The organism is Amycolatopsis sp. NPDC051371 (assembly GCF_040682155.1).
GTDB lineage: Bacteria > Actinomycetota > Actinomycetes > Mycobacteriales > Pseudonocardiaceae > Amycolatopsis.
In genome coordinates this window covers 1-21,481 of the sequence record NZ_JBFBAG010000042.1, presented here as the reverse complement: position 1 = coordinate 21,481, position 21,481 = coordinate 1, and the positions used below count along the sequence as shown (strand labels likewise).

19 protein-coding genes and 1 tRNA gene are annotated in these 21,481 nt (G+C 69.4%); 17 read left to right on the top strand and 3 right to left on the bottom strand.

Going from position 1 to position 21,481, the window contains the following annotated elements; all coding sequences use genetic code 11:
- Positions 1-21 precede the first annotated feature (21 nt).
- Genes AB0M59_RS39110 through AB0M59_RS39100 form a run of 3 tightly spaced genes read left to right on the top strand, consistent with a single transcriptional unit; the run spans position 22 to position 2,407 of the window.
- Positions 22-849: a hypothetical protein gene (locus tag AB0M59_RS39110; RefSeq protein ID WP_364625691.1), complete on the top strand. Its 828-nt coding sequence runs from the start codon at positions 22-24 to the stop codon at positions 847-849.
- A complete protein-coding gene (locus AB0M59_RS39105; protein WP_364625688.1) occupies positions 846-1,628 on the top strand; it encodes a hypothetical protein in 783 nt (260 codons plus the stop codon). The genes AB0M59_RS39110 and AB0M59_RS39105 overlap by 4 nt, the downstream gene beginning before the upstream one ends.
- Positions 1,625-2,407: a hypothetical protein gene (locus tag AB0M59_RS39100; RefSeq protein ID WP_364625685.1), complete on the top strand. Its 783-nt coding sequence runs from the start codon at positions 1,625-1,627 to the stop codon at positions 2,405-2,407. The genes AB0M59_RS39105 and AB0M59_RS39100 overlap by 4 nt, the downstream gene beginning before the upstream one ends.
- Before the next feature lie 101 nt (positions 2,408-2,508).
- On the opposite strand, the gene AB0M59_RS39095 is transcribed toward AB0M59_RS39100, so the two are convergent.
- Complete coding sequence (locus tag AB0M59_RS39095) at positions 2,509-3,036, bottom strand: hypothetical protein (RefSeq protein WP_364625682.1); 528 nt, start codon at positions 3,034-3,036, stop codon at positions 2,509-2,511.
- A gap of 296 nt (positions 3,037-3,332) precedes the next feature.
- On the opposite strand from AB0M59_RS39095, the gene AB0M59_RS39090 reads away from it, so the two are divergent.
- From AB0M59_RS39090 to AB0M59_RS39080, 3 genes are read left to right on the top strand one after another with little or no spacing between them, the layout of a single operon-like run.
- The gene (locus AB0M59_RS39090) at positions 3,333-7,460 is read left to right on the top strand and encodes a polymorphic toxin-type HINT domain-containing protein (protein ID WP_364625679.1); all 4,128 of its coding nucleotides are present in this window, start codon (positions 3,333-3,335) and stop codon (positions 7,458-7,460) included.
- Positions 7,457-7,978 carry a hypothetical protein gene (locus AB0M59_RS39085; RefSeq protein ID WP_364625676.1) on the top strand — a complete coding sequence of 174 codons (522 nt, stop codon included), beginning with the start codon at positions 7,457-7,459 and terminating at the stop codon, positions 7,976-7,978. The genes AB0M59_RS39090 and AB0M59_RS39085 overlap by 4 nt, the downstream gene beginning before the upstream one ends.
- A gap of 39 nt (positions 7,979-8,017) precedes the next feature.
- Positions 8,018-8,323 carry a hypothetical protein gene (locus AB0M59_RS39080; protein ID WP_364625673.1) on the top strand — a complete coding sequence of 102 codons (306 nt, stop codon included), beginning with the start codon at positions 8,018-8,020 and terminating at the stop codon, positions 8,321-8,323.
- Here AB0M59_RS39080 and AB0M59_RS39075 read toward each other — a convergent pair.
- The gene (locus tag AB0M59_RS39075) at positions 8,301-9,794 is read right to left on the bottom strand and encodes a peptidase S10 (RefSeq protein WP_364625670.1); all 1,494 of its coding nucleotides are present in this window, start codon (positions 9,792-9,794) and stop codon (positions 8,301-8,303) included. The genes AB0M59_RS39080 and AB0M59_RS39075 overlap by 23 nt on opposite strands.
- 48 nt (positions 9,795-9,842) lie before the next feature.
- On the opposite strand from AB0M59_RS39075, the gene AB0M59_RS39070 reads away from it, so the two are divergent.
- The 5 genes from AB0M59_RS39070 (at position 9,843) to AB0M59_RS39050 (ending at position 14,636) form a co-directional block, all read left to right on the top strand.
- Positions 9,843-10,547 carry a uracil-DNA glycosylase gene (locus tag AB0M59_RS39070; protein WP_364625667.1) on the top strand — a complete coding sequence of 235 codons (705 nt, stop codon included), beginning with the start codon at positions 9,843-9,845 and terminating at the stop codon, positions 10,545-10,547.
- A gap of 84 nt (positions 10,548-10,631) precedes the next feature.
- A complete protein-coding gene (locus AB0M59_RS39065) occupies positions 10,632-11,966 on the top strand; it encodes an NAD(P)/FAD-dependent oxidoreductase (RefSeq protein WP_364625664.1) in 1,335 nt (444 codons plus the stop codon).
- 75 nt (positions 11,967-12,041) lie between these two features.
- Positions 12,042-12,332, top strand: a complete 291-nt coding sequence (locus AB0M59_RS39060) for a hypothetical protein (protein WP_364625661.1) — start codon at positions 12,042-12,044, stop codon at positions 12,330-12,332.
- Positions 12,333-12,489: 157 nt separating this feature from the next.
- Positions 12,490-13,833 carry a ricin-type beta-trefoil lectin domain protein gene (locus AB0M59_RS39055; protein WP_364625658.1) on the top strand — a complete coding sequence of 448 codons (1,344 nt, stop codon included), beginning with the start codon at positions 12,490-12,492 and terminating at the stop codon, positions 13,831-13,833.
- A gap of 113 nt (positions 13,834-13,946) precedes the next feature.
- Positions 13,947-14,636: a Crp/Fnr family transcriptional regulator gene (locus AB0M59_RS39050; protein ID WP_364625655.1), complete on the top strand. Its 690-nt coding sequence runs from the start codon at positions 13,947-13,949 to the stop codon at positions 14,634-14,636.
- Positions 14,637-14,642: 6 nt separating this feature from the next.
- On the opposite strand, the gene AB0M59_RS39045 is transcribed toward AB0M59_RS39050, so the two are convergent.
- Positions 14,643-15,173: a hypothetical protein gene (locus AB0M59_RS39045; protein ID WP_364625652.1), complete on the bottom strand. Its 531-nt coding sequence runs from the start codon at positions 15,171-15,173 to the stop codon at positions 14,643-14,645.
- A gap of 179 nt (positions 15,174-15,352) precedes the next feature.
- Between AB0M59_RS39045 and AB0M59_RS39040 the strand changes: the two genes are divergently transcribed.
- The 6 genes from AB0M59_RS39040 (at position 15,353) to AB0M59_RS39015 (ending at position 21,160) form a co-directional block, all read left to right on the top strand.
- Complete coding sequence (locus tag AB0M59_RS39040) at positions 15,353-16,093, top strand: Crp/Fnr family transcriptional regulator (RefSeq protein ID WP_364625649.1); 741 nt, start codon at positions 15,353-15,355, stop codon at positions 16,091-16,093.
- A 39-nt stretch (positions 16,094-16,132) separates the two neighbouring features.
- Positions 16,133-17,350 (top strand): hypothetical protein, encoded by a 1,218-nt coding sequence (locus AB0M59_RS39035; RefSeq protein WP_364625646.1) that lies wholly within the window; start codon positions 16,133-16,135, stop codon positions 17,348-17,350.
- Positions 17,347-19,689 (top strand): hypothetical protein, encoded by a 2,343-nt coding sequence (locus AB0M59_RS39030; RefSeq protein WP_364625644.1) that lies wholly within the window; start codon positions 17,347-17,349, stop codon positions 19,687-19,689. Before AB0M59_RS39035 ends, AB0M59_RS39030 begins: the two co-directional genes overlap by 4 nt.
- The gene (locus AB0M59_RS39025) at positions 19,686-20,684 is read left to right on the top strand and encodes a hypothetical protein (protein ID WP_364625641.1); all 999 of its coding nucleotides are present in this window, start codon (positions 19,686-19,688) and stop codon (positions 20,682-20,684) included. The genes AB0M59_RS39030 and AB0M59_RS39025 overlap by 4 nt, the downstream gene beginning before the upstream one ends.
- Entirely contained in the window at positions 20,681-21,043 is a 363-nt protein-coding gene (locus tag AB0M59_RS39020) for a hypothetical protein (RefSeq protein WP_364625639.1), read from the top strand. The genes AB0M59_RS39025 and AB0M59_RS39020 overlap by 4 nt, the downstream gene beginning before the upstream one ends.
- A gap of 43 nt (positions 21,044-21,086) precedes the next feature.
- Positions 21,087-21,160 (top strand) — tRNA-Leu (locus tag AB0M59_RS39015).
- Positions 21,161-21,481 lie beyond the last annotated feature (321 nt).

Sequence of the window (21,481 nt, the reverse complement as noted above, 5' to 3'; positions counted from 1 at the left end):
CCGCGAGGCGAGGGGGGTTCCATGGGCGAACATGTTCCGAACCGGAGTGAGGTGGAGATGGCCGCGCTCTGGCTGGGCAAGCACGGGGTTCAGGTGGGGATCCCGACCCGGCTGCTCGCGACCAGACTGAGCGTGCGCCGGAGTGCGTGGCCGCGGGGGCTGCGGCTCCGGCAGGCCGGAATCGTGCTGGCCGCCGTGGCCTGCGGGGTCGGCTACCAGTGCCTGCAGTACCTGCCCGGCGTGCGCGGCGTCGAGATGACCGAGAGCAAGATCCTTTACTTCATCTCTTTCGGGTTCCAGGGAGCGCTCTGGTTCGCCCTGCGGCGACGGGACCGCGAGGCCGTGGCCGTGCTGGGCACCCGGGCGCTCGACCGTCCGCGGCCGCCGTGGCGCGAACTGGTGAACGGCTGGTACCTCGCGGCCGCCATGGTGACCTTCGCCGGCGGTGCCGCGCTCGGGGCGACGATGTTCTTCGCCACCGAGTACCGGACCTACGCCTGGAGCTGGCTCGGTGTGCTCGGCTTGGCTGCGGCCCTCTTCGCGATGGTCGTGACCGGTGTGGTCCGCCGGCCGGTGATCGCGGAGGACGAGGCGTCGCTGGCGGTCGACGCCGTGCTGCGGAAGGAAGACCTGAACGTCGTGGCTCCGTCGATGTACGCGTTCCCGGTGCTCCTCGACCTGGTGACCACCCATCGGCAACCGCCCGGGTTCACGTCGTGGCTCCTCGGCTACGTCCTGCTCGCAGTCGGGATCCAGGTCATCGGCGCACTCGTCCACCAACGACGGCGACCGGCCCTCCCGGACGGCCACTACGGCGAACCGCTGCCGGCTCGGGAAGGCGTCCGATGAGCACGCTGACGGCGCGGGAGAAGGCCGCGGTCAAGTGGCTCGAACTACGCGGAGTCCAGGTGGCCGAGCCGATGACGCTGCTGACGTCACGGCTGAGCGTCCGCCGCGGGAAGCGGTCGCCGGACGCCTTCACCGCAGCCTTCTTCGTGTACCTGCTGACGTTCGCCGGCATCTTCGTCTACCAGTTCCTGCTGCTCATCCTCGTGGACGATCACAACGACCTGCCTGACGGCGGGCTTGCCTTCTGCATCTTCGGCATGGTGGTGCTGACGACGTGGCTGCACGTCCGGGCCGGTGACCGGGAGGCGATCGCGAGGCTGGGTGACCGGCTGGATCGCCCACGTCCGCCGTGGCGGGAGGTGCTGGGCGGCTGGTACCTGACCACGCTGGCGGTCACGTTCGGCGGAGGCGCCGTGCTCGGGATCGTGCTGGCGGCCGGCGGTTCGCTCTGGGCCTGGTTATGGCTTTCGCTGCTGGCCCTGGGTGCGATCGTGGACGCGGTGATCCTGACCAGCGTGCTGCGGCGGCCGGTGATCGCGGAGGACGAAGGCTCACTGGCGGTCGACGCCGTGACGCGGCTCGAAGACGTCCAGCTGGCCATGCCGTCGGCGTTCGCGCTGCCGGTGGTCGCCGACCTCGTGTTCATGGACCTGCCGGCCAAGCCGTGGCTGATCGGCTACGTCGTGCTCGCGGTGGCCACGCACGTCGTCGCACGGATCACCCAGCGGCGGCGGATTCCCGCGCTGCCCGCCGACGGCTACTACGGGGAGGCCCGATGAACACCGCCGAGCACGAGATGGGACGGCGCTGGCTGGCGAAGCGCGGCCGGCCGGTCGCCACGCCGACGCCGTACCTCGAGGCCCTGCTGGCCACCCGCAACGTCCGTCCTCGCAGCGCGTTGCCGTGGTTCCTGCTGTTCGTCGTGCTCGGCCTGTTCGGCGCGGTCGGTTACCAGAGCCTCTTCGGCATGACGGCGGCCGCGGCGGCGTACTTCGTCTGCTTCGTCATCCAGTTGACGATGTGGCGGAGCATCCGTGCTAGGCAACGGGAACTGGCGAAGCGGACGCGCCCCTGGCCCGGCGCGACGCGTGACCGCGGTGTGCTCGGCGGCTGGTTCGCGGTAGCGGTGGTACTGGCGTACGCCGGCGGCGCGGCCCTGGCCGTCGCGCTGCTCTCGACGGCTCCGGCGTACGCCTGGAGCTGGCTGGGTCTGCTGGCCTTGAGCGCCATCTGCGGCGGTGTGGTGCTGGCCGGCTTCACGCGGGGCCCGGTGCTCGCCGAGGACCCGGAGTCGCTGGCGGTGTACCGCGGGCTGCTGGCGGAGAACATCCACTCGGCGTCACCCGCGCTGGTGGCGGTCCCGCCCCTCCTGGACGTCGCCCTCGGGCATCGGTTCCCGGCGGCGTACGTGCCGGCGCTGATCGCGTACGTCGTGCTGGTGGTGGCGGTGGAGCTGACGGCGTACGTCCGGAACCGCCGTCCGCTTCCGCCGGGCCACTACGGCGACCCGCTGCCGTCGCGAACGGCCGTCGATTGGTCGCCTCCCGAAGGGCGATGAAAAGGCAGGCTGGGGCAGTGACCCGTTTCCGGTCGACGAAAACGGCCCACCTCTGACGGAGGTGGGCCGTTTCGCGGTTGTGCGACCGGCGATCGCTGCCGTTACGTCGTGGCGTTCAGTTCGAGCAACGTCGTGGGGTCGCCCGCCGGGGTGCCGGCGATTCCGACCTGCGTGGTGCCGTCCGGTGGGACGTCGACGGTCGTGTGCTGACCGGCGTCGGTCGTGAGCGCCGCCTTGACCTTGTGCCCTTGGCCGGTGCTGAGCCCGTCGCCGCGGATCGAGTAGACGCCGGGGAGTTTGAGGCTCAACTGGCCGCCGGAGCCGAGTACGTGGAAGCAGACCTTGCCGTTCTGTCTCGGGCCCACGCGTTCCGACGTGCTGATCTGGAGCAGGCCCACCGTGTCCGGTCCTGTCGGGCAGGCCGCGTACACGATGTGGCCGTCGCCGCTGATCAGCTGCACGTGGTCGGTGGCCAGGATCTGGGCCGCGCCCGGGTAGGTGTAGTCCTCCGCGAGGGATGGTGGTTCGTCGACTGCGCTGTTCTCGGCACCTTGCGCCGAGACGACGGCAATGGTCGCCGCTGCGCCGGCGGCCGAAACGATCAACGCGGTTCTCAGTAGATTCCGCATTTCGTCTATTCCCCCTGGATAAAAAAGACTTTTACGCCAAAATGGACATTTGCCGGGACTTGACGGCTTTCAGAGACTAAGACATGCAGTTCGGGCGCCTTCAGTGATCTCGATCACGTCCATTTGGCCGTCGCTCGGGCCTTCGTCCGCTGTTAAGTTTTTGTGGGGCGACTTGGGGCGGCTTTCGGCCTCGTCGCGAGGTTCGAGTGGGGGACTCAGTGCATTCGGTGAAACGGCGCTTCAAACCTGCCCTCGTAACGGCGCTGGCGGTTTCTTTGATTGCCGGGCTGGTTGTCGTGCCGCAGGCCGCAGCCGCTCCGCGACCGGCGCTCGCCGCGTCGTCGGCGACCGCGGCGGAAGCCGGTCCGTCCGACCGTGCCAAGGTGTTGTTCCTGTGGCGGCTGGGCGGACCGGCGACCAAGCGGGACGCCGCGGCGGCGTTGACGGGCACCGACATCGACGTTTCGCGCTTCCTCACCGAACAGAAGGACCCCGACGCGGTCATCGATCGCGACGTTCAGGTGAACCAGATGATGTCGGCGGGCGGACCGTCGTTGCGGACGGCGGCGCAGCAGGCTCTCGACGCCAACTCGGACGACGCGGTGCAAGGCTTCTTGACCGGTGGCTGGCAGGTACCGCATGGAATGGATCTCAACCTGCGCGTCAACCAGGCGATGTCGGCGGGCGGGCCGCAGCTCAAGAAGGCAGCTCAGCAAGCGCTCGACACCAACTCTCAGGACGCTCTGCAGGCTTTCCTGGACACCGGCTGGCAAGTGCCGTTCGAGATCGATCAGAACCTGAAGGTCAACCAGGCCATGTCGGCCGGTGGGCCCGAGGTCAAGAAGGTCGCGCAGCAGGCGCTCGACGCCAACACACTCGACGCGCTCAACCAGTTTCTGGCCGTGGACCTGCCCGTGGCGCAGGCGCGGGACGCCGAGACGGATTCGGTAGCCCAGCTGACGGCGATGGCTGTGGCCGCTTCGAAGCAGGCTACGAGCGAGACAGAACAGGCGAAGCGCCAGTCGGACCTGGCTGTCACCGAGGCAGCCGCCGCGCAGAAGGCTGCACAAGCGGCGAAAGATGCCGCGGCCGCGGCGCAGGGGCACGTCGGACAGGCCACGGACGCGGCGTCACGCGCGGCGTACGCCGCGGACCAGGCCGCGATGACGGCTCGCCAAGCCATCGGTGCTGCCAATGCGGCATCCAGCGCCGCTCACACGGCGGCGGTTGCCGCGTCCCGTGCGGCTGCCGCGGCGTCCCAGGCCGGTCGCGCGGCGTCGCGTGCCTACGACGCCGCCGCGCTGGCGATCGGAGACCAGGGGAAAGCTGGCGACGCCAGGTTGGCCGCGCAGATCGCGCACGACGCCGCTTTGAGTGCGCAATCGGCTCGCGACGCGGCGGGTTCGGCGAGGACCGCTTCCCAACAGGCCGAGACGGCCGGTGGGCTCGCCAAGGACGCCGCCGCGCAGTCACGTACGGCGGCGGACGCGGCCACCGACGCCGCCAACAGCTCCGCGGCCGCCGGGGCCGACGCGCGGCAGGCCCGAGCCGCGGCCGCGACGGCACGCACCCAGGCGGACCGGGCGACGGCAGCGGCCAACGCGAGCCAGGCGTGGGCACACCGCTCAGCGGAAGCCGCCGGGCAGGCGGCTGTGGCCGCCGATGCCGCGGCGAACGACGCACTGAACGCCGAGAAAGCCGCGCTGGACGCCGCGGCCCACGCCGGGCACGCGGCCGACGCCGCCGCGCAAGCGACGGCGCACGCGAACGCTGCCACCGCGGCGGCGAACGCGGCGGTGGCAGCGGCCAACCAGGCCGGGGCGATCGCGCAGGACGCGCGCAAGGCGGACGACGACCGGATCACCCTGGCCGGGCAGCAGGCCGACGACGCGGCCAAGGCTGCGCTCGCGGAGTTCGCCGCCCGCTTGGACCCGCCGCGGTGGGACGCGGACCAGGCGAGCACCTGGGACGTGGAGACCAACCGGTTGATCACCGAAGCCAGGGCAGCCGGTGCGACCCGAGAGGTTCAGGTCGCCGACGGTCGCCAGGTCGCCCTCCGCCTCGCCGACTCCGCCGCACCGTGGACCCGGGCGGCGTCGGATTCGGCGTTGTCCGGCACCGACGACGAAGCCGTCGACTTCGTCGTCACACGCCTGACGGCGGCAGCGGGACAAGACGACCGCGCGGTCCTCACCCAGCTGGGCACAACGGCCAGTGGTGGGTTCAAGACTGCGATCACGGCAGCCTTGTCCGGTACGGACTCGGCGGTCCGGGACTTCCTGCGCAACCGGGACTACCCGGACCAGTCGAGCGACGATTCGCTGCAGGTCAACCAGATCATGTCGGCCGCCCGCACCGCGGGCCGGACCATCGTCGTGCAGGAAGCCCAGCACGCGCTGGATGCCAACGATGATCGGGCGCTGCGGGAGTTCATCGACAGCGGGCAGTACACCGCGCTAGCCATCGACGAGGACCTCAAGGTCAACCAGGTGATGTCGGCAGCGCGCGCCGCCGGGGCCCGTGAGGTCGTCGCCGCGGCGCAGGCGGCACTGGACGGTCCGCCGACCCTGCGGCACGAGTTCCTCACCGTCGGCCAGTACACCGCGGCCAGGCGGGACCAGAACACCACCGCGCACAACGCGGCGATCGACGGCCTCCTCGCCCAGGCGACGGCGGCTGCCGCGACCGCGACGCACGATGCCAACGAAGCGCAAGCCGCCGCGGCGACCGCCCGGAACGCCGCGCAGGAAGCCGACGCCTACGCCAAGGCGGCGACCGCTGCTGCGTCGCAGGCTGAGACGTACGCGAGCCAGGCGAGGGACGCCGCGAACGAGGCCGCCGCCTCCGCGCAGCGGGCTCAAGCTTCGGCGAACACCGCGGCAGCGGCCGCGCGGTCGGCGCGGACTTCGGCCGACCAGGCGAACCGCTCCGCCGTCTGGGCACAGCGTTCCGCCAGCGACGCCGCCGGCTATGCCGCCGACGCCGCGGTCTCGGCGGGCAAGGCCTACGACGCCGCCATTCAGGCAGGCAAGGACGCGCACGACGCGGCCACGCTGGCCCAAGGCGCTTGGCAGAGCGTGGCGGCCAAGGTCGGGACCGAACGGCAGGCCGCGATCAACGACCGGACGTGGGAGTGCAACAACCGTCCGGCGTGGCAGGCGCAGGACTTCAGCGCCGACGACTGCATCAAGCTCCTCAGCGGGACCCCGGAAGAGCAGAACCGCATTCTCAACCACCTGCAGGACCTCTGCCGGCAGCTGAACGAGCCGGGCACTGTCGAACTGGCGCGTTGCCTCGATTCGCGGAACCTGCTGAGCCCGGACTACCTGCCCGGTCCCAGCCCGACCGGCGACACGCCCCTCGGCGAGGGCGTGGCCGGGCTGATCCTGGCGGGGCTGCTGGCGTTGATGTGTCCCCAGTGCGAACTGAGTTCGCTGCTCGGTGACGCGGAATCGGAATTGGGGCTGCTAGGAGGCGGTCGCACGCTTTCGGCTGCGATGGCCGACGCCTTGGCCAGCGGACAAGGACTGATCGACGTCGCAGGCGCGGAGGCGAGGATCGAGCTGGGCAAGGCCACCGATCTGGCCCTGGCTGCCGACCGGCAGCAAAAAGACCTCGCCAAGATCGCCGACCAGCTGACCGGCAGGCCACGAGGCTGTACGCCGAACAGCTTCGCGCCGGACACGCCAGTGTTGATGGCGGACGGCACCAGCAAGCCCATCAAGGATGTGGTCGCCGGTGACCGGGTGACCGACGCCGCGCCGGGCAGCGACTTGCTCCAGCGGCACGCGGTGACGGCGGTGCACGTCACGGACGACGACAACGACTTCGTCGACCTTTCGGTCAAGACGCCGACCGGCCTGCGGACGATCACCACGACGGCACACCACCTGTTCTGGGACGCGACTGAGCGAGCTTGGCGTGACGCGGCGGACCTGCGGCCGGGCGAGTTGCTGGCCACACCGGGGAACGGGCACGCGGAGGTGGTCGCGAACCACCGGCACCCCGGTGCGCTCCGGACCTACAACCTCGCGGTCGAAACCGTCCACACGTACTACGTCGAGGCCGGCGGCACGCCGGTGCTGGTGCACAACGCCCCGTGTCCGAAGGGTTTCGACTACGAAGCCGCGTCGGCCAGCGGGCAGCGAGCGGCCAAGGCCGGCTTGAAGCGGGTCGGGTTCGAGTACCAGAAGCACATGGGCCGCGGGGAGTTGCCGGTGGTTCCGGGAAAGGAATTGGACGGCGCCGGCCAGAAGCTGCTGGATGACATCCTGACCGACCCGAACGCGGACTACCAGGCGGTGACCAGCGGCGGATTCGCCGGTGGGTTCCGGATCATCGGAAACGAAATCGTAAATGGTAGGTTCATCGGCGCGACGTTCGATTCCAGTGGCGAGTTCCAATATTTCGGAGTTTACGGGTGACAGTTGACGGCGAGCGTTCGGCTGCCGGCTTGCTCGGCCGGCGGTTGAGCGGTGTCCGGTACCTGGTTCCGGCCGGCGCCTCCGCGGCTGGCGAAGTCGAGGAAGGCCCGGTCCAGGAAGTCGCACATGGCGTCGTCTTCGCGTTCGAAGACGGCCACGTGCTGTTCGCACAGTGGCAGATGGACGGCGAGGACGAGTTCCTGCTGCTTGGCTCGGGGGACGGCGGGTTGCTCGTCGATGCCGTCGAAGTCGGCGAGCTGCCGGAGTGGCGGCCGTTGCTCGGCCGGAAGATCGTCCGAGTCGGGACCGCCCGGCACGTGCCGTGGGAGGGCCGCCCGCTGGTCCTCTGGGCACTGCGGATCGAGTTCGAGGGCGACCTGAGCGTCGTGGTCGCCCTGGGCGAGATCCGGCAGGGCGTTGCCGCTTACCTGCCGACCTCCGTCGTCGTACTCTTCGACGCGGACCAAGCTCGCGCTTACGTGGTGCCGTCCAGCGAGACATCGGCCTGGGGCGAATAAATTGGCTGAGGTTGCGACGTCGAACTGGATGAGGACACCGTGATCGACGCCGCCGGGTACGACCGGTTCCTCGCCGAAGCGCGGACCGCCGTCGCGGCCGGGGTCGAGCTGGACACCGTGCTGATCCAGCTCCGCCGCCGGGGCTTCTCCCAGGTGGACAGCGTCCGTGCCGTCCGCGCGCTGACCGGCGCGCCGCTCGCCGAAGCCAAGGAAACCGTGCACCTCAGCCCGGCCTGGGGCGACGTGCGGGACCGGAACGAGCGGTTCCACCAGGACCTGGCCGAGGCCGCCGCCCTCGAAGACGACGGCCCCGGCCCGCCGGTCAGCGGTTCGACGCCTTCTTGACGAACTTCGCGAGGTCCTTGGCCTGCTGCACCCGGGTCGGCTCGTGGACGTACATCATGTGCCCGGCCGGGTAGTACGCCGTGTCGATGTTGTCGCGCAGCTCCTCCGGGATCTGCAGGTGGGCCAGCACGTGCTCGGCCGCGAAGTAGGCCGTCGCGCCGTCGTAGTGCCCGAACGCCACGTGGACCCGCAGGTGCGGGTTCGCGCGCATCGCCGCGCTCACCGAGTCCACCACCGACACCGAGCGGCCCTCGAAGTCCGAGTACGACCACGCCTTGAACGTGTCCTCGTGGATGAGCTCGTACGGCAGGTCGTTCTCGTACCCGAGCTCGGCCCGCACGTAGTGGTTGAACGCGGCCGCGTACGCGCCGATCACGCGGGAGATCGACGGGTCGTCGCTCATGTGCTCACGGCCGCCGTCCGGCTCCCACGTCGTGAACCGGCCGTCCATCCGGCCGACCGTCAAGCCGCGGTCGCGCAGCAGCTCGGTGAAGAACCGCACGTGCTCGATCCGCAGGTTCACCCGGTCCACATAGGACTCGGTGAGCCCGGTCAGCGACGCCAGCGTGGCGACCGCGTCGGCCCGGTCCTGAGTGGACAGCCGCGCGCCGCGCGAAAGCGCCCACGGCAGGTCCTTCGCCGCGAAGTCCTCGGCGTCGGCGAGGACGTCGTCGAGCGGGCGGTCGCCGTGCAGGCCGTGGTAGTGCGCGATCGCCGCGTACGTCGGCACGTACAGCGAGTACGGCAGGTCGTTGCCCTCGGTGAACCGCAGCGTGCCGAGGTCGAGCACCGACGAGATCAGCAGCAGGCCGTTGAGGTAGAGCCCGTGCCGCTCCTGCAGGTGCGCGGCCAGCCCGGCGGCGCGCAGCGTGCCGTACGACTCGCCGGCCAGGAACTTCGGCGACAGCCAGCGCTGGTGGCGCGACACCCACAACCGGATGACCTCGCCGACCGACTCGATGTCGCCCTTGAACCCGTGGAAGTCCTTGGTCTCGCCGCCTTCGGACGCGCGCGAGTAGCCGGTCGACACCGGGTCGATGAACACGAGGTCGCTCTGCGCCAGCAGCGTCTCGGGGTTGTCGGCCAGCCCGTACGGCGGCGGCACGAGGTCGTCGACGTCGCCCGAGAGCACCCGGCGCGGGCCCAGCAGGCCCATGTGCAGCCAGATGCTCGACGAGCCGGGGCCGCCGTTGAAGGCGAACGTCACCGGCCGCGTGCCCGGGTCGGCGTCGTCGAGGGTGTAGGAGGTGATGAACACCTCCGCCTTGGCCTTGTGCCCCTCCGACTTGCCGTCCTTGACGATCTCCTTGCGGAGGACGATCCGGCCCGCCTTCGCCGTGTACGAAAGCTTCTTCCGCTTCACGGTGATCGTGTGCCGGGTCGTGACGATGTCGTCGGTCGGCTCCGCCGGGATCTCCGTGGTTTCCGGAGCCTTCTTCTCGGGGGCCTCTTCGGGGGTCGTGTCCGCCATGGACCCAACTTAGACGGCGGCTGCGCGGGCCTGTGGCAGGGTGACTTGGTGCACACCGACAACCGGCCGCCGAGGACGCTCGCCGAGCTCGACGCGGCGGTAGCCGGCTGCCGCGCCTGCCCGCGGCTGGTGACCTGGCGCGAAGGCGTCGCGGGCACGAAGGCGGCGTTCCGCGGCGAGGAGTACTGGGCGCGGCCGGTGCCGGGCTTCGGGCCGCCGGACGCGTCAATCGCCGTGGTCGGGCTCGCGCCCTCGGCGCACGGCGCGAACCGCACCGGCCGGATGTTCACCGGCGACCCGTCGGGCGACTTCCTCTTCCGGGTGCTGCACGAGGTGGGGCTCGCGTCGCAGCCGACGTCGACGGCGATCGGCGACGGCCTCGAGCTGTACCGCACCCGGCTCGTCTCGCCGGTGCGCTGCGCGCCGCCGGAGAACAAGCCGACGCCGGCCGAGCGCGACACCTGCCGTCCGTGGCTCGCGGAGGAACTGACGCTGTTACGTCCGACACTGCGGGCGATCGTCGTGCTCGGCGCGTTCGGCTGGCAGGCGTTACTGCCCGTGCTCGCCGCGGCGGGCTGGCCGGTGCCGCAGCCGCGTCCGGCGTTCGCGCACGGCGCCGTCGTGGAACTGGACGACCTGCACCTTTTCGGCTGTTACCACGTGTCGCCGCGAAATGTCCAGACTCGGCTCGTGACCCACGCCATGGTGGCCGGCGTCTTCCGCGCCGCGGCCTCGGTGACAGGGCCGAACTGAATCGTTACGGAAACCGCAGCGACCCTGGTCACAGCGAGATGGGGTCCCCGAGCGAGGTGCCCGCGAAGGTGTCACCATGAGGACATGGCTGCTGCGAAGTCGAAGTCGGAACCGACTCGGATCCTCGTCCTCGGTGGTGGGTACGTCGGGCTCTACACGGCGTACGGCCTCCAGAAGATGCTCCGGGCCAACGAGGCCTCCGTGACCGTCGTTGACCCGCAGCCCCACATGACCTACGCGCCGTTCCTCCCGGAGGCCGCGGCCGGCGCGATCGAGCCCCGGCACGTGGTCGTGCCGCTGCGCCGCGTGCTCAAGCGCTGCCACGTGCTGACCGCGCGCGTCACCAAGATCGAAAACGAGAAGAAGTCGGTCACGGTCGAGGCGGCCGACGGCCACGTCGAGCAGCTGGGCTACGACATCCTCGTCGTCGCGCTGGGCGCGGTGGCCCGCATCCTGCCGATCCCGGGCCTGGTCGAGCAGGGCATCGCCTTCAAGACCATCGGCGAGGCGATCTACCTCCGCAACCACATCATGACCAAGCTCGACGAGGCGGCGAGCACGCTCGACCCCGAGCTGCGCAAGCGCCTGCTGACGTTCACCGTCGTCGGCGGCGGGTTCGCCGGCATCGAGGCGCTGGCCGAGCTCGAGGACATGACCCGGTTCGCGGTGGAGAACTACTACCCGAACATCCAGCCGTCCGACGTCCGCTGGGTGCTCGTCGAGGCCGCCGGGCGGATCCTGCCCGAGGTCCGCGAGACCCTCGGCGTGTACACGGTCGAGCAGCTGGAGAAGCGCGGCATCGAGGTGTACCTGTCGACGGCGGCGAAGTCGTTCGAGAACGGCCACGTCGTGCTCTCGGACGGCACGGAGTTCGACACCGACACGCTCATCTGGACGGCCGGCGTGAAGGCCAACCCGGTGGTGGGCCAGTCGGACCTGCCGGTCGACAAGCGCGGCCGCCTCGAGGCGACGGCCGCCATGCAGGTCGTCGGCCACCCGGACGTGTGGACCGCGGGCGACAACGCGGCGATCCCGGACCTCTCGCGCACCGAAGAAGACCCGACGGCCACGTGCCCGCCGAACGCGCAGCACGCGGTTCGCCAGGCGACGCTGCTGGCGAAGAACATCATCAAGGTGATCCGCGGCGGCAAGCCGAAGGACTACTTCCACAAGAACCTCGGCGCGGTGGCGAGCCTCGGCCTGCACAAGGGCGTGGCCGACGCGCTGAACCTCAAGATCAAGGGCTTCCCGGCGTGGCTCTTCCACCGCGCGTACCACCTCAAGGCGATGCCGACGTGGAACCGCAAGATCCGCATCCTGTTCGACTGGATCCTCGGCGGGCTGTTCCGGCGTGAGGTGATCTCGCTCGGGCAGATCAACAACCCGAAGGACGAGTTCGCGCGCGTTTCGAAGTCCTGACGTTTCTTTCGAAAGCCCCCGGTCGCTTCGGCGAGCGGGGGCTTTTCGGTTTGGCCGGTCGGTATCCTGCTGCCGGTGAAGCCACCGATCCAGTCGGACCCGCCGACGCCGGGACTGTCGCCGCTCGAGCTCGCGCAGGACGTACTGGCCCGGATCGAACGCGCCAACGAGTACGCCCGCAGCCGGAAGTTCCGCTTCCGGCGGCGGGCGGTGTCGATCCGGCTGGTGGCGCTGGCCCTCTCGGCGACGCCGCCGGGCGAGCTCGACGTCGAGGTGATCCGCGCGAAGTTCGACGACTACCAGCGCGTCTGGGACGTGGTGGGGCAGCGCTGGCTGGAGTACCGCCGCACCGACGGATCGGACTGATAAGTACTTTTTGGGGCAGTTGCAGGGAAATGACCGGCTGTGTGCCGGTGAGCGACATGGTCTGGACAACTGGGCCGCTGAGCGGGTAAACCCTTTCTTCACAACGCGGAATAAGTCCGCTCCGGCTCCCTCCCCACGGTCCCCCTGGAGCTCTGCCATGCGCTTTTCCCGTACCAGAACGGCACTCGTCGCGGCCTTGCCGGTCGTCGTCAGTGCCGCCGTCCTCGCCACTACACCGTCCACCGCGGCCGCGGCCACCCCCGCCTTCCCGGCTCACTACGCGGCGCCGTACCTGCAGATCAGCGATTCCGACGCCGGCCAGATGTCCGCCGACATGAACGCCACCGGCACGAAGTTCTTCACGCTGGCGTTCCTGACCCCGCAGTCCGGCTGCACGCCGGTGTGGGAGGCGAACGGCACCGGCGTCGGCTCGTTCAAGTCGCAGATCAGCGCCCTGCAGGCGGCGGGCGGCAACGTCATCCCGTCGTTCGGCGGTGCCGAAGGCGGCGAGCTGGCCCAGACGTGCACGAACACGTCGAGCCTGACCGCGGCTTATGCCAACGTCGTCAACACGTACGGCACCCCGCGCCTCGACTTCGACATCGAAGGCGGCGTCCTGAACGACACGGCGTCGAACCAGCGCCGCAACTCGGCGCTGGCCGCGCTGCAGCAGCAGAACGGCGCGGTCCAGGTCGATTACACGCTGGCGGTCGACCCGACGGGCATCCCGTCGAACGAGCTCGACCTGCTGCGCGACGCGAAGAACAAGGGCGTCAAGGTCAGCGTGGTCAACCTGATGGTGATGGACTTCTACGACGGCCAGCCGGTCCTGGGCGACGCCCTGTCGGCGGCCCGGGCCTCGGCGTCCCAGCTGGCGAGCCTGTACGGAATTTCGACCTCGGCGGCGTACGCGATGATGGGCCTCACGCCGATCGCCGGCCGCAACGACGACGGCGCGCAGTTCAGCCAGTCGGACGCCCAGCAGCTGGAGACGTTCGCGGCGCAGAACGGCGTCGCGGAGCTGTCGTTCTGGGAACTCCAGGACTACGACCGCGCGACGGGTTACGCGTACTCGAGGATCTTCAACGCGATCACGGGCGGCGGCACGACCACGCCGCCTCCTGGTGGTGGCGGCACGATCACCGGTTACGGCGGCAAGTGCGTCGACGTGGCGGGTGCTTCTTCGGCCAATGGCACGGTGGTCGACCTGTACACGTGCAATGGGACGAACGCCCAGCAGTGGACGTCGGCTTCGGGCACGTTGCGGGCGTTGGGCAAGTGCCTGGACATCAACGCGGCCGGGGTCGCGAACGGCACGAAGGTCCAGCTCTACGACTGCAACGGAACGGGCGCCCAGCAGTGGACGCACTCCGGCAACCAGCTGGTGAACCCGGCCTCGGGCAAGTGCTTGGACGCCACGGGCCCGAGTTCGGCGGACGGCACACCGCTGCAGATCTGGACCTGTACTGGCGCGGCGAACCAGTCGTGGACACTGCACTGAGTCCACAGTAGACACGAGGCCGGGTCGTTTCTCCGACCCGGCCTCGCGTCGTTTGCGATGGTGGCGCCGGTGCCCGCCGCGTCCTACCATCCAGGTGGGCGAGGGGAGGGGCGGTGAGCCGTCCGGCCGAGGCGAGGTTTCCGCGAGGCAGCTTTCTGGCCGGATTGTCCCGGACTGCGCGGGCCGCCCTGCTCGAGCTGGGCATCCCGCGGGAGTTCGGACCCGAGAAGGTACTCCTTCGCGAACAAGAGTCCAGTACGCACGTCTTTCTGCTGGTCGACGGCTGTGTGAAGGTCACCGGTGCCACCCCGGAGGGTCACCTCGCCCTGCTGGCCATCCGCGTCGGCGGCGATCTGGTCGGAGAGCTGGCGGCGATGGACGGCCAGCCACGAGTCGCCACCGTGACCACCGCCGGCCGGGTGAAAGCCCGCTTCATCTCCCAAGCCGAGTTCCGCCGGTTCCTCCTCGGCTTCCCGGACGTGTCCCTCGCCGTGAGCGGCAGCGTCGGCGCGAAGCTCCGTTGGGCCACTCGGCGGCGGATCGATTTCGGCAGCCGCGAGGTGCGGATCCGCTTGGCCAGGGTCCTGCGTGAGCTCGCGACGTCGTACGGCATCGCCGCCGGCCCGCACCTCCGGATCGGTGTCGCCCTCACCCAGCCGGAACTCGCCGCGCTGGTGGGGGCCGCCGAGCCGACCGTGCACCGTGCTCTGGCCGGGCTGCGGCGGGAGGGAATCGTGGAGACCGGCTACCGCCGGGTGTGCGTCTGCGACCAGGAACGGCTGGCGGCCGTCGCCGACGGCTGAGCCCGCTCACGGAAGCGCCGCGGTGACCAGCAAGACCAGGGCGCTCGCGAAGAGCGCACAGGTGCCGGCCAACGCGAACCGCACGTGGTGGTGCTTGCGCATCGCCAAGGCGGCCAGCAGGCGGGTGAGTTCGTGAGCCTGCTCGGACTGCTCTCGCTGATTACCGCGTCCGGAGACAGCCGTTCCGGCGGCGACGCTCGGGAACGCGAACTGGTTCGCCCCGGACGGGGCCGTCGTCCGGGGCCGGATCGCCAGGAACACGTGCAGTGAGGCGAAGGCGTACGCCAAGGCGAAGCAGATCAACGCCCCGAGGAGGATCGTCCGCGGCACCGAGCCGGCCCTGACACTCCCCAGGAGGCCGGCCTGGGTGGCCACCAGCGCGGTGATCATGGTCTGCACGGCCACGACGGTGCGAGCCTTCTCGTCGGCGTGCTGGACCGCGCCCTGGAAAAAGGTGACAGTGGTCAAGGTCGTGGCGAGTTCGTCCCCGATCTCGCCACGTCCGTCTTTCGTACCCGCCGGTGCTCTCCTGATCATGTTCTCTCCCCTTCCGGTCGCCCTTCGATCGTCGCCGCTCCGGGCCGCCGGCTTCTCGTCCTGCGACGGCTTCGGGACCGGAACTCACCGCCCTGGAATGCGAAAAGCCGCTTTTTGACGTGGTGCGCGGCGCCGTCATGTGGGAACGGTGGTTGCGGCGCACGCGCTCGAGGAGGGGAGTGGAGCTGAACCAGAAGTCGTGGCCCAAAGGCAGCTTGCTCGGCCGGATGTCCGCGAGGACCCAGGACGGTTTTCTCGAACTGGGAACCGCGGTGACCTACGGCGCGCGCCAGCAGATCATCCGGCAGGGCGAGGAAAGCCACCACGTACTGGTGGTCCTCGACGGGATCATGAAGGTGTTCGTGGAAACGGAGTTCGGGCGTCCAGTGTTGCTGGGCCTGCGTGGACGAGGTGATCTGCTGGGTGAAATGTCGGTTCTGGAAGGCCGGCGGCGTTCCGCCAACGTGACGACCTGCACCGCCGCTCACGTCAGGCTCATCAAGAGCGCTCAGCTGAAGAACTTCCTGGACCGCAATCCGGACGCGTGGGCCGCGATGGCCGCATCGCTCAGTTCGCGGTTGCACTGGGCGAACAACCGGCGAGCCGAATTCGTCGCCTGCCCGGCGCCCCTGCGGGTCGGCCGGGTGCTCGCCGAGATTGTCGGCCGGCACGGCGTGCGCACGGCGGAGGGCTGGGACCTCGACGTGTCGCTCACCCAGACGGAGATCGCGTCCCTGGCCGGGGTGGCGCTGGCGACGTTCGAGAAGGCTTTGCAGCTGCTGCACCGGTCGGGCCTGGTCCGCCGGCGGTATCGACGGATCGTAGTCGACGATCTCGAGCGGCTGGCCCGGTTCGGGGTTCCTGACCGGCAAAACCCGTATCAATACGGGGTCGGCGACGCGGATGTGGCTCAGAGTTAGGGGATCGAAAAGCAGATCGATCTTCCGGAGGAGGCCGCGTTGCCGGAACACACCGAGTTCTCACGGGCGCTGCTGCTGGCCGTCGACATGTGGCGATACGGGACCCGGGACGGGCGGCAGCAGGCTGAACTGCAGCAAGCCCTATCGGACGCGGTGTCCGCCGCGGCCGAGATCGCCGGGCTCGATCGAGCCTCGTGGGCGGTACAGGACAGCGGCGACGGCTTCCTCGCCCGCATCGACGACGGCTCCGCCGAGCCGGCGCTGGTGGGCCGGTTCGTCCGGGAGCTCGATGCCCGGCTCGAACGGTTCAACCACGCCCGGCGGCCGGAAACACGCATGAGGCTGCGCATTTCGATGCACCACGGCGGATCCCTGCCGGCCGCGCACGGCTACGCGTCGGACGGACCGGTGCACGTCAACCGGCTCTTGGACGCTGAACAAGCGCGGGCGGTCCTGGCGGCACTGCCCGAGGCCAATCTCGTTCAGGTCGTGTCCCAGCCGATCTTCGAAGGATGCGTGTGCCAGCGTCTCCCCGAAGTTTCCGAAGCCGAGTTCGTGCGCGTCCGCGTGGACAAACCGGAGAAGCGGTTCTCGGCCGACGCCTGGATCCGGGTACCCGGCGTTCCCGCCGCGAAGGTGGCCGAACTCGCCGGCGTGGCTCCGCTGGCGCTCGATCTCCGTCTCGATGGCGACGCCGACCCGGACTTCGCGGATCGGGTGGTCGTGGCGTCCCTCGCCGCGGCCGGGATCTCGTTGCCCGGACAGGTGAACGAGGACCTCACGGTCTCGTTGCCCGGCGGAGCGCCAGGCGAACGCGTGCTGGGGGTATGGCTCTACCACTTGGAGGAGGCACTCGCCGCGCACGCGCCGGACGTGCGGATCGCCGTGGGAGTGGCATTCGGGGACGCTCGCGCGCCGGCTGCCGACGCGGCTCGGTATTCGGCCGGCGTCGAGGACAGTTCCGTCGTCGTGGCTGTGTCCGATGGCGTCCATCGGCAGTTCGTCGCCGGCTCGACGGCGCGGATGGTGATGCCGGACAGCTACCGGCGGCTCGGCGGCGAGTCGGGGTCCTGGGTCCGCGTCCTCGGCTACTCCGTCCCGCCGGAGCCAGTTCCGCGTCGCCGGGACACCGCGACATCGGAGGCGGCACCCAGGATCGGTGTGGTGCACGGATCGGCGTCGAACTTCGAAGGCGGGACCTTCCACGCGCCGATCGTCATCGGGGCGTGGAACGACAACCGCGGGGCCGGCCGATGAGCGAATCCGCCGCGGCAGCGCCATCGCCGAAAGCGCCGGCACCGGCCACTCCGGCCTCGGCGCCCAAGGGCCCTCCCGAGGGTGGTGCTCCACAGAACGGCACCGCGCAGAAGGGCGGTACGCAAAAGCGCGGGACGCCGCAGAAGGCGAGCCCGGGGGACGAGAAGGATCGGGTCGACGACGAGAGCCGGGGCGTGAACCAGGCCATCCGGCAAGGGGACCACTTCTTGTCGCCCAAATTCGCGCAGCACACGTCGACCGCGTACTTCAACGAGCCGCGGGTCGGCGAGGTCCAGGTTGGTGATCGAATTCAGATCTATGCCGGGCAAGAGATCTCCCGGCGGTCCGGATCCGTGCGTGAAGACGTGCTCTCGCAGGTCAGGTCCCGGTACCTCCCCGTGGCGGGCCACAGTGACATGCGCGAGGTGCTCGGGCAGCGGAACGTCATCCTCTTGCGGGGCCAGCCGGGCACCGGACGCGTCACGACGGCGTTGCACCTCCTCGACCGGGTGGCCGAAGGCAGGGTCTTCGGGCTCAACAGCGGAAAGACCGTCAAATCGCTCGTCGGTGCCGAATTCCCGGAGAAGAACGCGGGGTACTTCGCCGAGCTCACCCGCCGGGTGAGCGGCGCACTCACCGAGCAGAACCTCGACGAACTGCGCGACCGGCTCAAAAAGGCGTCGTCGTTCTGCGTGCTGATCGCGGCCGAGGATTCCCGGTTCATCGATGTGTTCGGCGGGTACGCGTTCGAGTACCGGCCGCCGGAACCGGCTTCTCTGCTCGACGAGTACGTGCGGCACGAGATCCGGCCCGAGGACCCGCCCGGACTCGAAACCGATCTCGGGAAGCTGCGCGCGGCCCCATGGACCGCCGAGGCCCTGGGTCCGTGCCCGCGGCCACGGGAGTCCGTGCGGATGGCCACTCTTCTCGTCCAGCACGCGCGAGGAGCCCTCACACGTGAGGACGTCGAGCGCGAGGCCGCTCAAGCGGTTCACCGCCAGGTGGCGAAGTGGTTCGTCGCTCCACAGGGCTTGGAGCCAGGTGCCGAACTCGACGAGGCGCTCCGGCTGAGCGCCTTCCGCGTGGCGTTGGCGGTGCTGAACGAGGCGCCGTACAACCTGGTGGCCGAAGCGGCTGAGCTGCTGGGCGACAAGCTGGTCAATGCGACGGGAAAGGACGACAAGCGCCGGGTGTCCTTGTTCGCCGACGACCAAGTGAGCCGGCTCCCCGCGCTGCGAGCGACGATCGTCGACGGCTACGCGACGTTCGGCCGCGAAAAAGTGCCGATGCCGCTGATGCGGTTCCACGATCCGCGGTACCCGACCGCCATCCTCGACCACGTCTGGCTGAACCACTACCGGATGCGGGATTCCATCAACGAGTGGCTGACGAAGCTGACCGAAGACGACCGCCCGATGATGTGGGTCCGGGCCGCTCAGGTGATGGGATACCTCTGCCGGCGGGATTTCGTCTACGTCTACACGAAGATGATCAAGCCCCGTGCCATCGAAGGTGAGCGGGGGTGGCTGCTGAGCAACCGCCGTTTGTCGCCCGCGATCGCGCTGGACCAGGCGGCTCAGGACGACAACCTGCGACCGGCCATCATCGAGCGGCTGGAGGACTGGCGCCGCTCCGATCTCCGATCGCTGCGCTGGACGGCCGCGGCGACGTACGGTTTCTCATTGGGGCGCCGTCGCATCGACAAGACGCTCGAAGAGCTCAGGGTTCTCGGTACTCCTTCGGAAGGCCGCGAACCCCTGGACGAAGGCGATGACTGGGACGTCGTCTGGATCACCGGCTACAGCGTGGCGAAACTGCTGGCGTTCGGCCGGGTGACCGAGGTGCTCGCGTGCCTCCGCGGATGGCTCGACAGCAAGCGGACCAGCCTTCGCCGGCTCGCGTTGCAGAGCTTGCTGCACCTGACGGATCTTTACGGGTTCGAGCTCGACCACCTCGAAATGGCGGGGAAAGAGGACAGGCCCGTGCTCCCGCCCGGCGCCGAGCAGTGGCCGTTGCTCCTGACCTTGCACTCGCAGGACTCCGCCCTCACCGAGCCGATCGCCTCGTTGCTGCGCGAGTCGTTGCGGACCCGCGAGGGTGACGCGCTGGCAAGGCACTTCCTCTCCCGGTGGATCCGTTGCGCGGAACGGGAGCCGACCTTGCTCGATGTCCTGGCGAGGTTCATGGCCGAGCTCGTCGAGAAGCAGGGTGACGCGGAACGGCTCCTCTACCTGATCGGACGGCTCACGAAGGACTGGGCCGATCCGCTCGAGCCCGACGTGGCGGCCCGGCTGACCGCGTCGATCCGTACCCGGACCGAAATGAGGGTGGTCGTATGACCGAGGAGAAGGTCTCCGGAGAAGCCGAGCCGAAGGAAGACGACGTCGAACAGCAGGACAAGCCCGAATCGCCGATGCCGGACTCGGGTATCCAGGGCGACCGGCCGACGGTCAGGACGCTCGACGGCTCCGCCTACGCGCCCATCGTGAGCGACGATCGCGTCGGCCGGCTGGGTTTCGTGCGGAACCGGACGCCGATGCGGCCGTGGGTGGCGAGGGTGTTCGTCCAGAGCGACGGCCGGATGTCCGCCTTCGACCAGCGCAAACAGCCGACCGCCGGCGAGCTCCTCTGGGGCGGTTTCCGCTCGGTCTTCGAGGTGGACCTCTCGCTGCAGCGGCTTTCGCTGGAGATCGCGCTGCCGAGCATGGGTGACGCCTTCGTCTTCCGCGCGGAAGCGGACATCCAGTGGCGGGTGAAGAAGCCCAAACTGGTCGTCGCCGAAGGGCTCAGGGACATCCGGCCCGTGCTCGTCCCGCCGTTGCTCGCCGGGCTGCGGGAGGCGAGCCGGGCTTTGATGGCCGTGGACGTCGAGACGGCGGAGAAGGCCGTCAACGCGCGGTTCCCCAACAACTGGCTGCTGTCGGAATACGGACTGTGGACGAACGTGCTGGTGCGCCTGCGGATGGACGAACAGAAGGAACGGAACGTCCGGCTGGAGGCCGAGGTCGCGGCGTTCAAGGAACTCATCAAGGACGGCGACCTCGACCAGTTCGCCTTGCAGCTGGCGCAAAACCCGAAGGACGTCGAACCGGTGGTGCGCGCGCTCGTCCAGGAACGGGACACGCACCGCCGCGAGGTCTTCGACTTCATCACGCGGCTCATCGAGTCGGACGCTTTGGATCGCTGGCAGATCGACGACCAGGTCCGGATCGTGATGCAGTGGATGCAGACCTCGATCAACCGGGTCCTGACCGGCACGGACGCGGCGCGGCAGCTGAGCTTCGAAGACCGGACCAGCGAGTCCGCACGGAACGGCTCGGGAAGCGGTGCATGATGTGGCCGTTGCTCCCGCAGGCATTGCCGGGCCTGTTCGTGGTGGTGGCAGTTGCCTGCGTGGTCGTCCGGTTCGTCGTACCAGTGGCGTTGAGGACTTTGATCGAACCGGTCCGCGACGCGGTGACGCTGGTCGCGGCACTGCTGGTGCTGCCGGAGTACTGGGTCAGCCGGTCACGCCGGCGCGCGGGGGGAACGCCACCGCAGCTGGCGTACCTCTACGGCAACGGCGTGACCCGCTTGGCCTGGCTCGGTGACCGCGGCGTGGTCCTGGTTCTCCGATCCCTGGCACGCGCGGCAGTCACGGTCCATCCACTGGTGGTCGGCGTCGTGGCGGCGGTCTGGAAACTGGCGGCGTAGTCCTCTGAGCTGCGGTGGGTGCCGGTCGCCTAGAGTGTGCGGTGCCCCCGTAGCCCAATTGGCAGAGGCAGTCGACTTAAAATCGACAAAGTGCGGGTTCGAACCCCGTCGGGGGCACGCACAGCATCCTCACGAGACCGCGCCCCTCGTGAGCTGCGGCTTTCCGCGACTGTCCGGATCGCTCGACGTCGCCACAAGGGCGGTGATGCCCGACGATCTGATCGCTTTTGAACGGTCGGTTGTGGCGCCGGTCAGCGTCGTCATCGGGGCGACCAAGGGTTGCTGACCAGGGATTCGTGGCGGCCGGTGGGTGGTACTACGGCGACCCGACCGGGAATATCAGCTAGTGCCTCGTCAAGGAACGTTGACGTGGTAACCGTGTCGCGTGGACATTCGGGCCGGTGATCGCGAGGCTGGCCGGTGGAGGTGAGTCATGGC

Excerpts from the sequence above, each read along its gene's own strand:
- AB0M59_RS39110 (WP_364625691.1), top strand. The coding sequence starts at position 22 with ATGGGCGAACATGTTCCGAACCGGAGTGAGGTGGAGATGGCCGCGCTC.
- AB0M59_RS39105 (WP_364625688.1), top strand. The coding sequence starts at position 846 with ATGAGCACGCTGACGGCGCGGGAGAAGGCCGCGGTCAAGTGGCTCGAA.
- AB0M59_RS39100 (WP_364625685.1), top strand. The coding sequence starts at position 1,625 with ATGAACACCGCCGAGCACGAGATGGGACGGCGCTGGCTGGCGAAGCGC.
- AB0M59_RS39095 (WP_364625682.1), bottom strand. The coding sequence starts at position 3,036 with ATGCGGAATCTACTGAGAACCGCGTTGATCGTTTCGGCCGCCGGCGCA.
- AB0M59_RS39075 (WP_364625670.1), bottom strand. The coding sequence starts at position 9,794 with ATGGCGGACACGACCCCCGAAGAGGCCCCCGAGAAGAAGGCTCCGGAA.
- AB0M59_RS39065 (WP_364625664.1), top strand. The coding sequence starts at position 10,632 with ATGGCTGCTGCGAAGTCGAAGTCGGAACCGACTCGGATCCTCGTCCTC.
- AB0M59_RS39055 (WP_364625658.1), top strand. The coding sequence starts at position 12,490 with ATGCGCTTTTCCCGTACCAGAACGGCACTCGTCGCGGCCTTGCCGGTC.
- AB0M59_RS39045 (WP_364625652.1), bottom strand. The coding sequence starts at position 15,173 with ATGATCAGGAGAGCACCGGCGGGTACGAAAGACGGACGTGGCGAGATC.
- AB0M59_RS39030 (WP_364625644.1), top strand. The coding sequence starts at position 17,347 with ATGAGCGAATCCGCCGCGGCAGCGCCATCGCCGAAAGCGCCGGCACCG.
- AB0M59_RS39025 (WP_364625641.1), top strand. The coding sequence starts at position 19,686 with ATGACCGAGGAGAAGGTCTCCGGAGAAGCCGAGCCGAAGGAAGACGAC.
- AB0M59_RS39020 (WP_364625639.1), top strand. The coding sequence starts at position 20,681 with ATGATGTGGCCGTTGCTCCCGCAGGCATTGCCGGGCCTGTTCGTGGTG.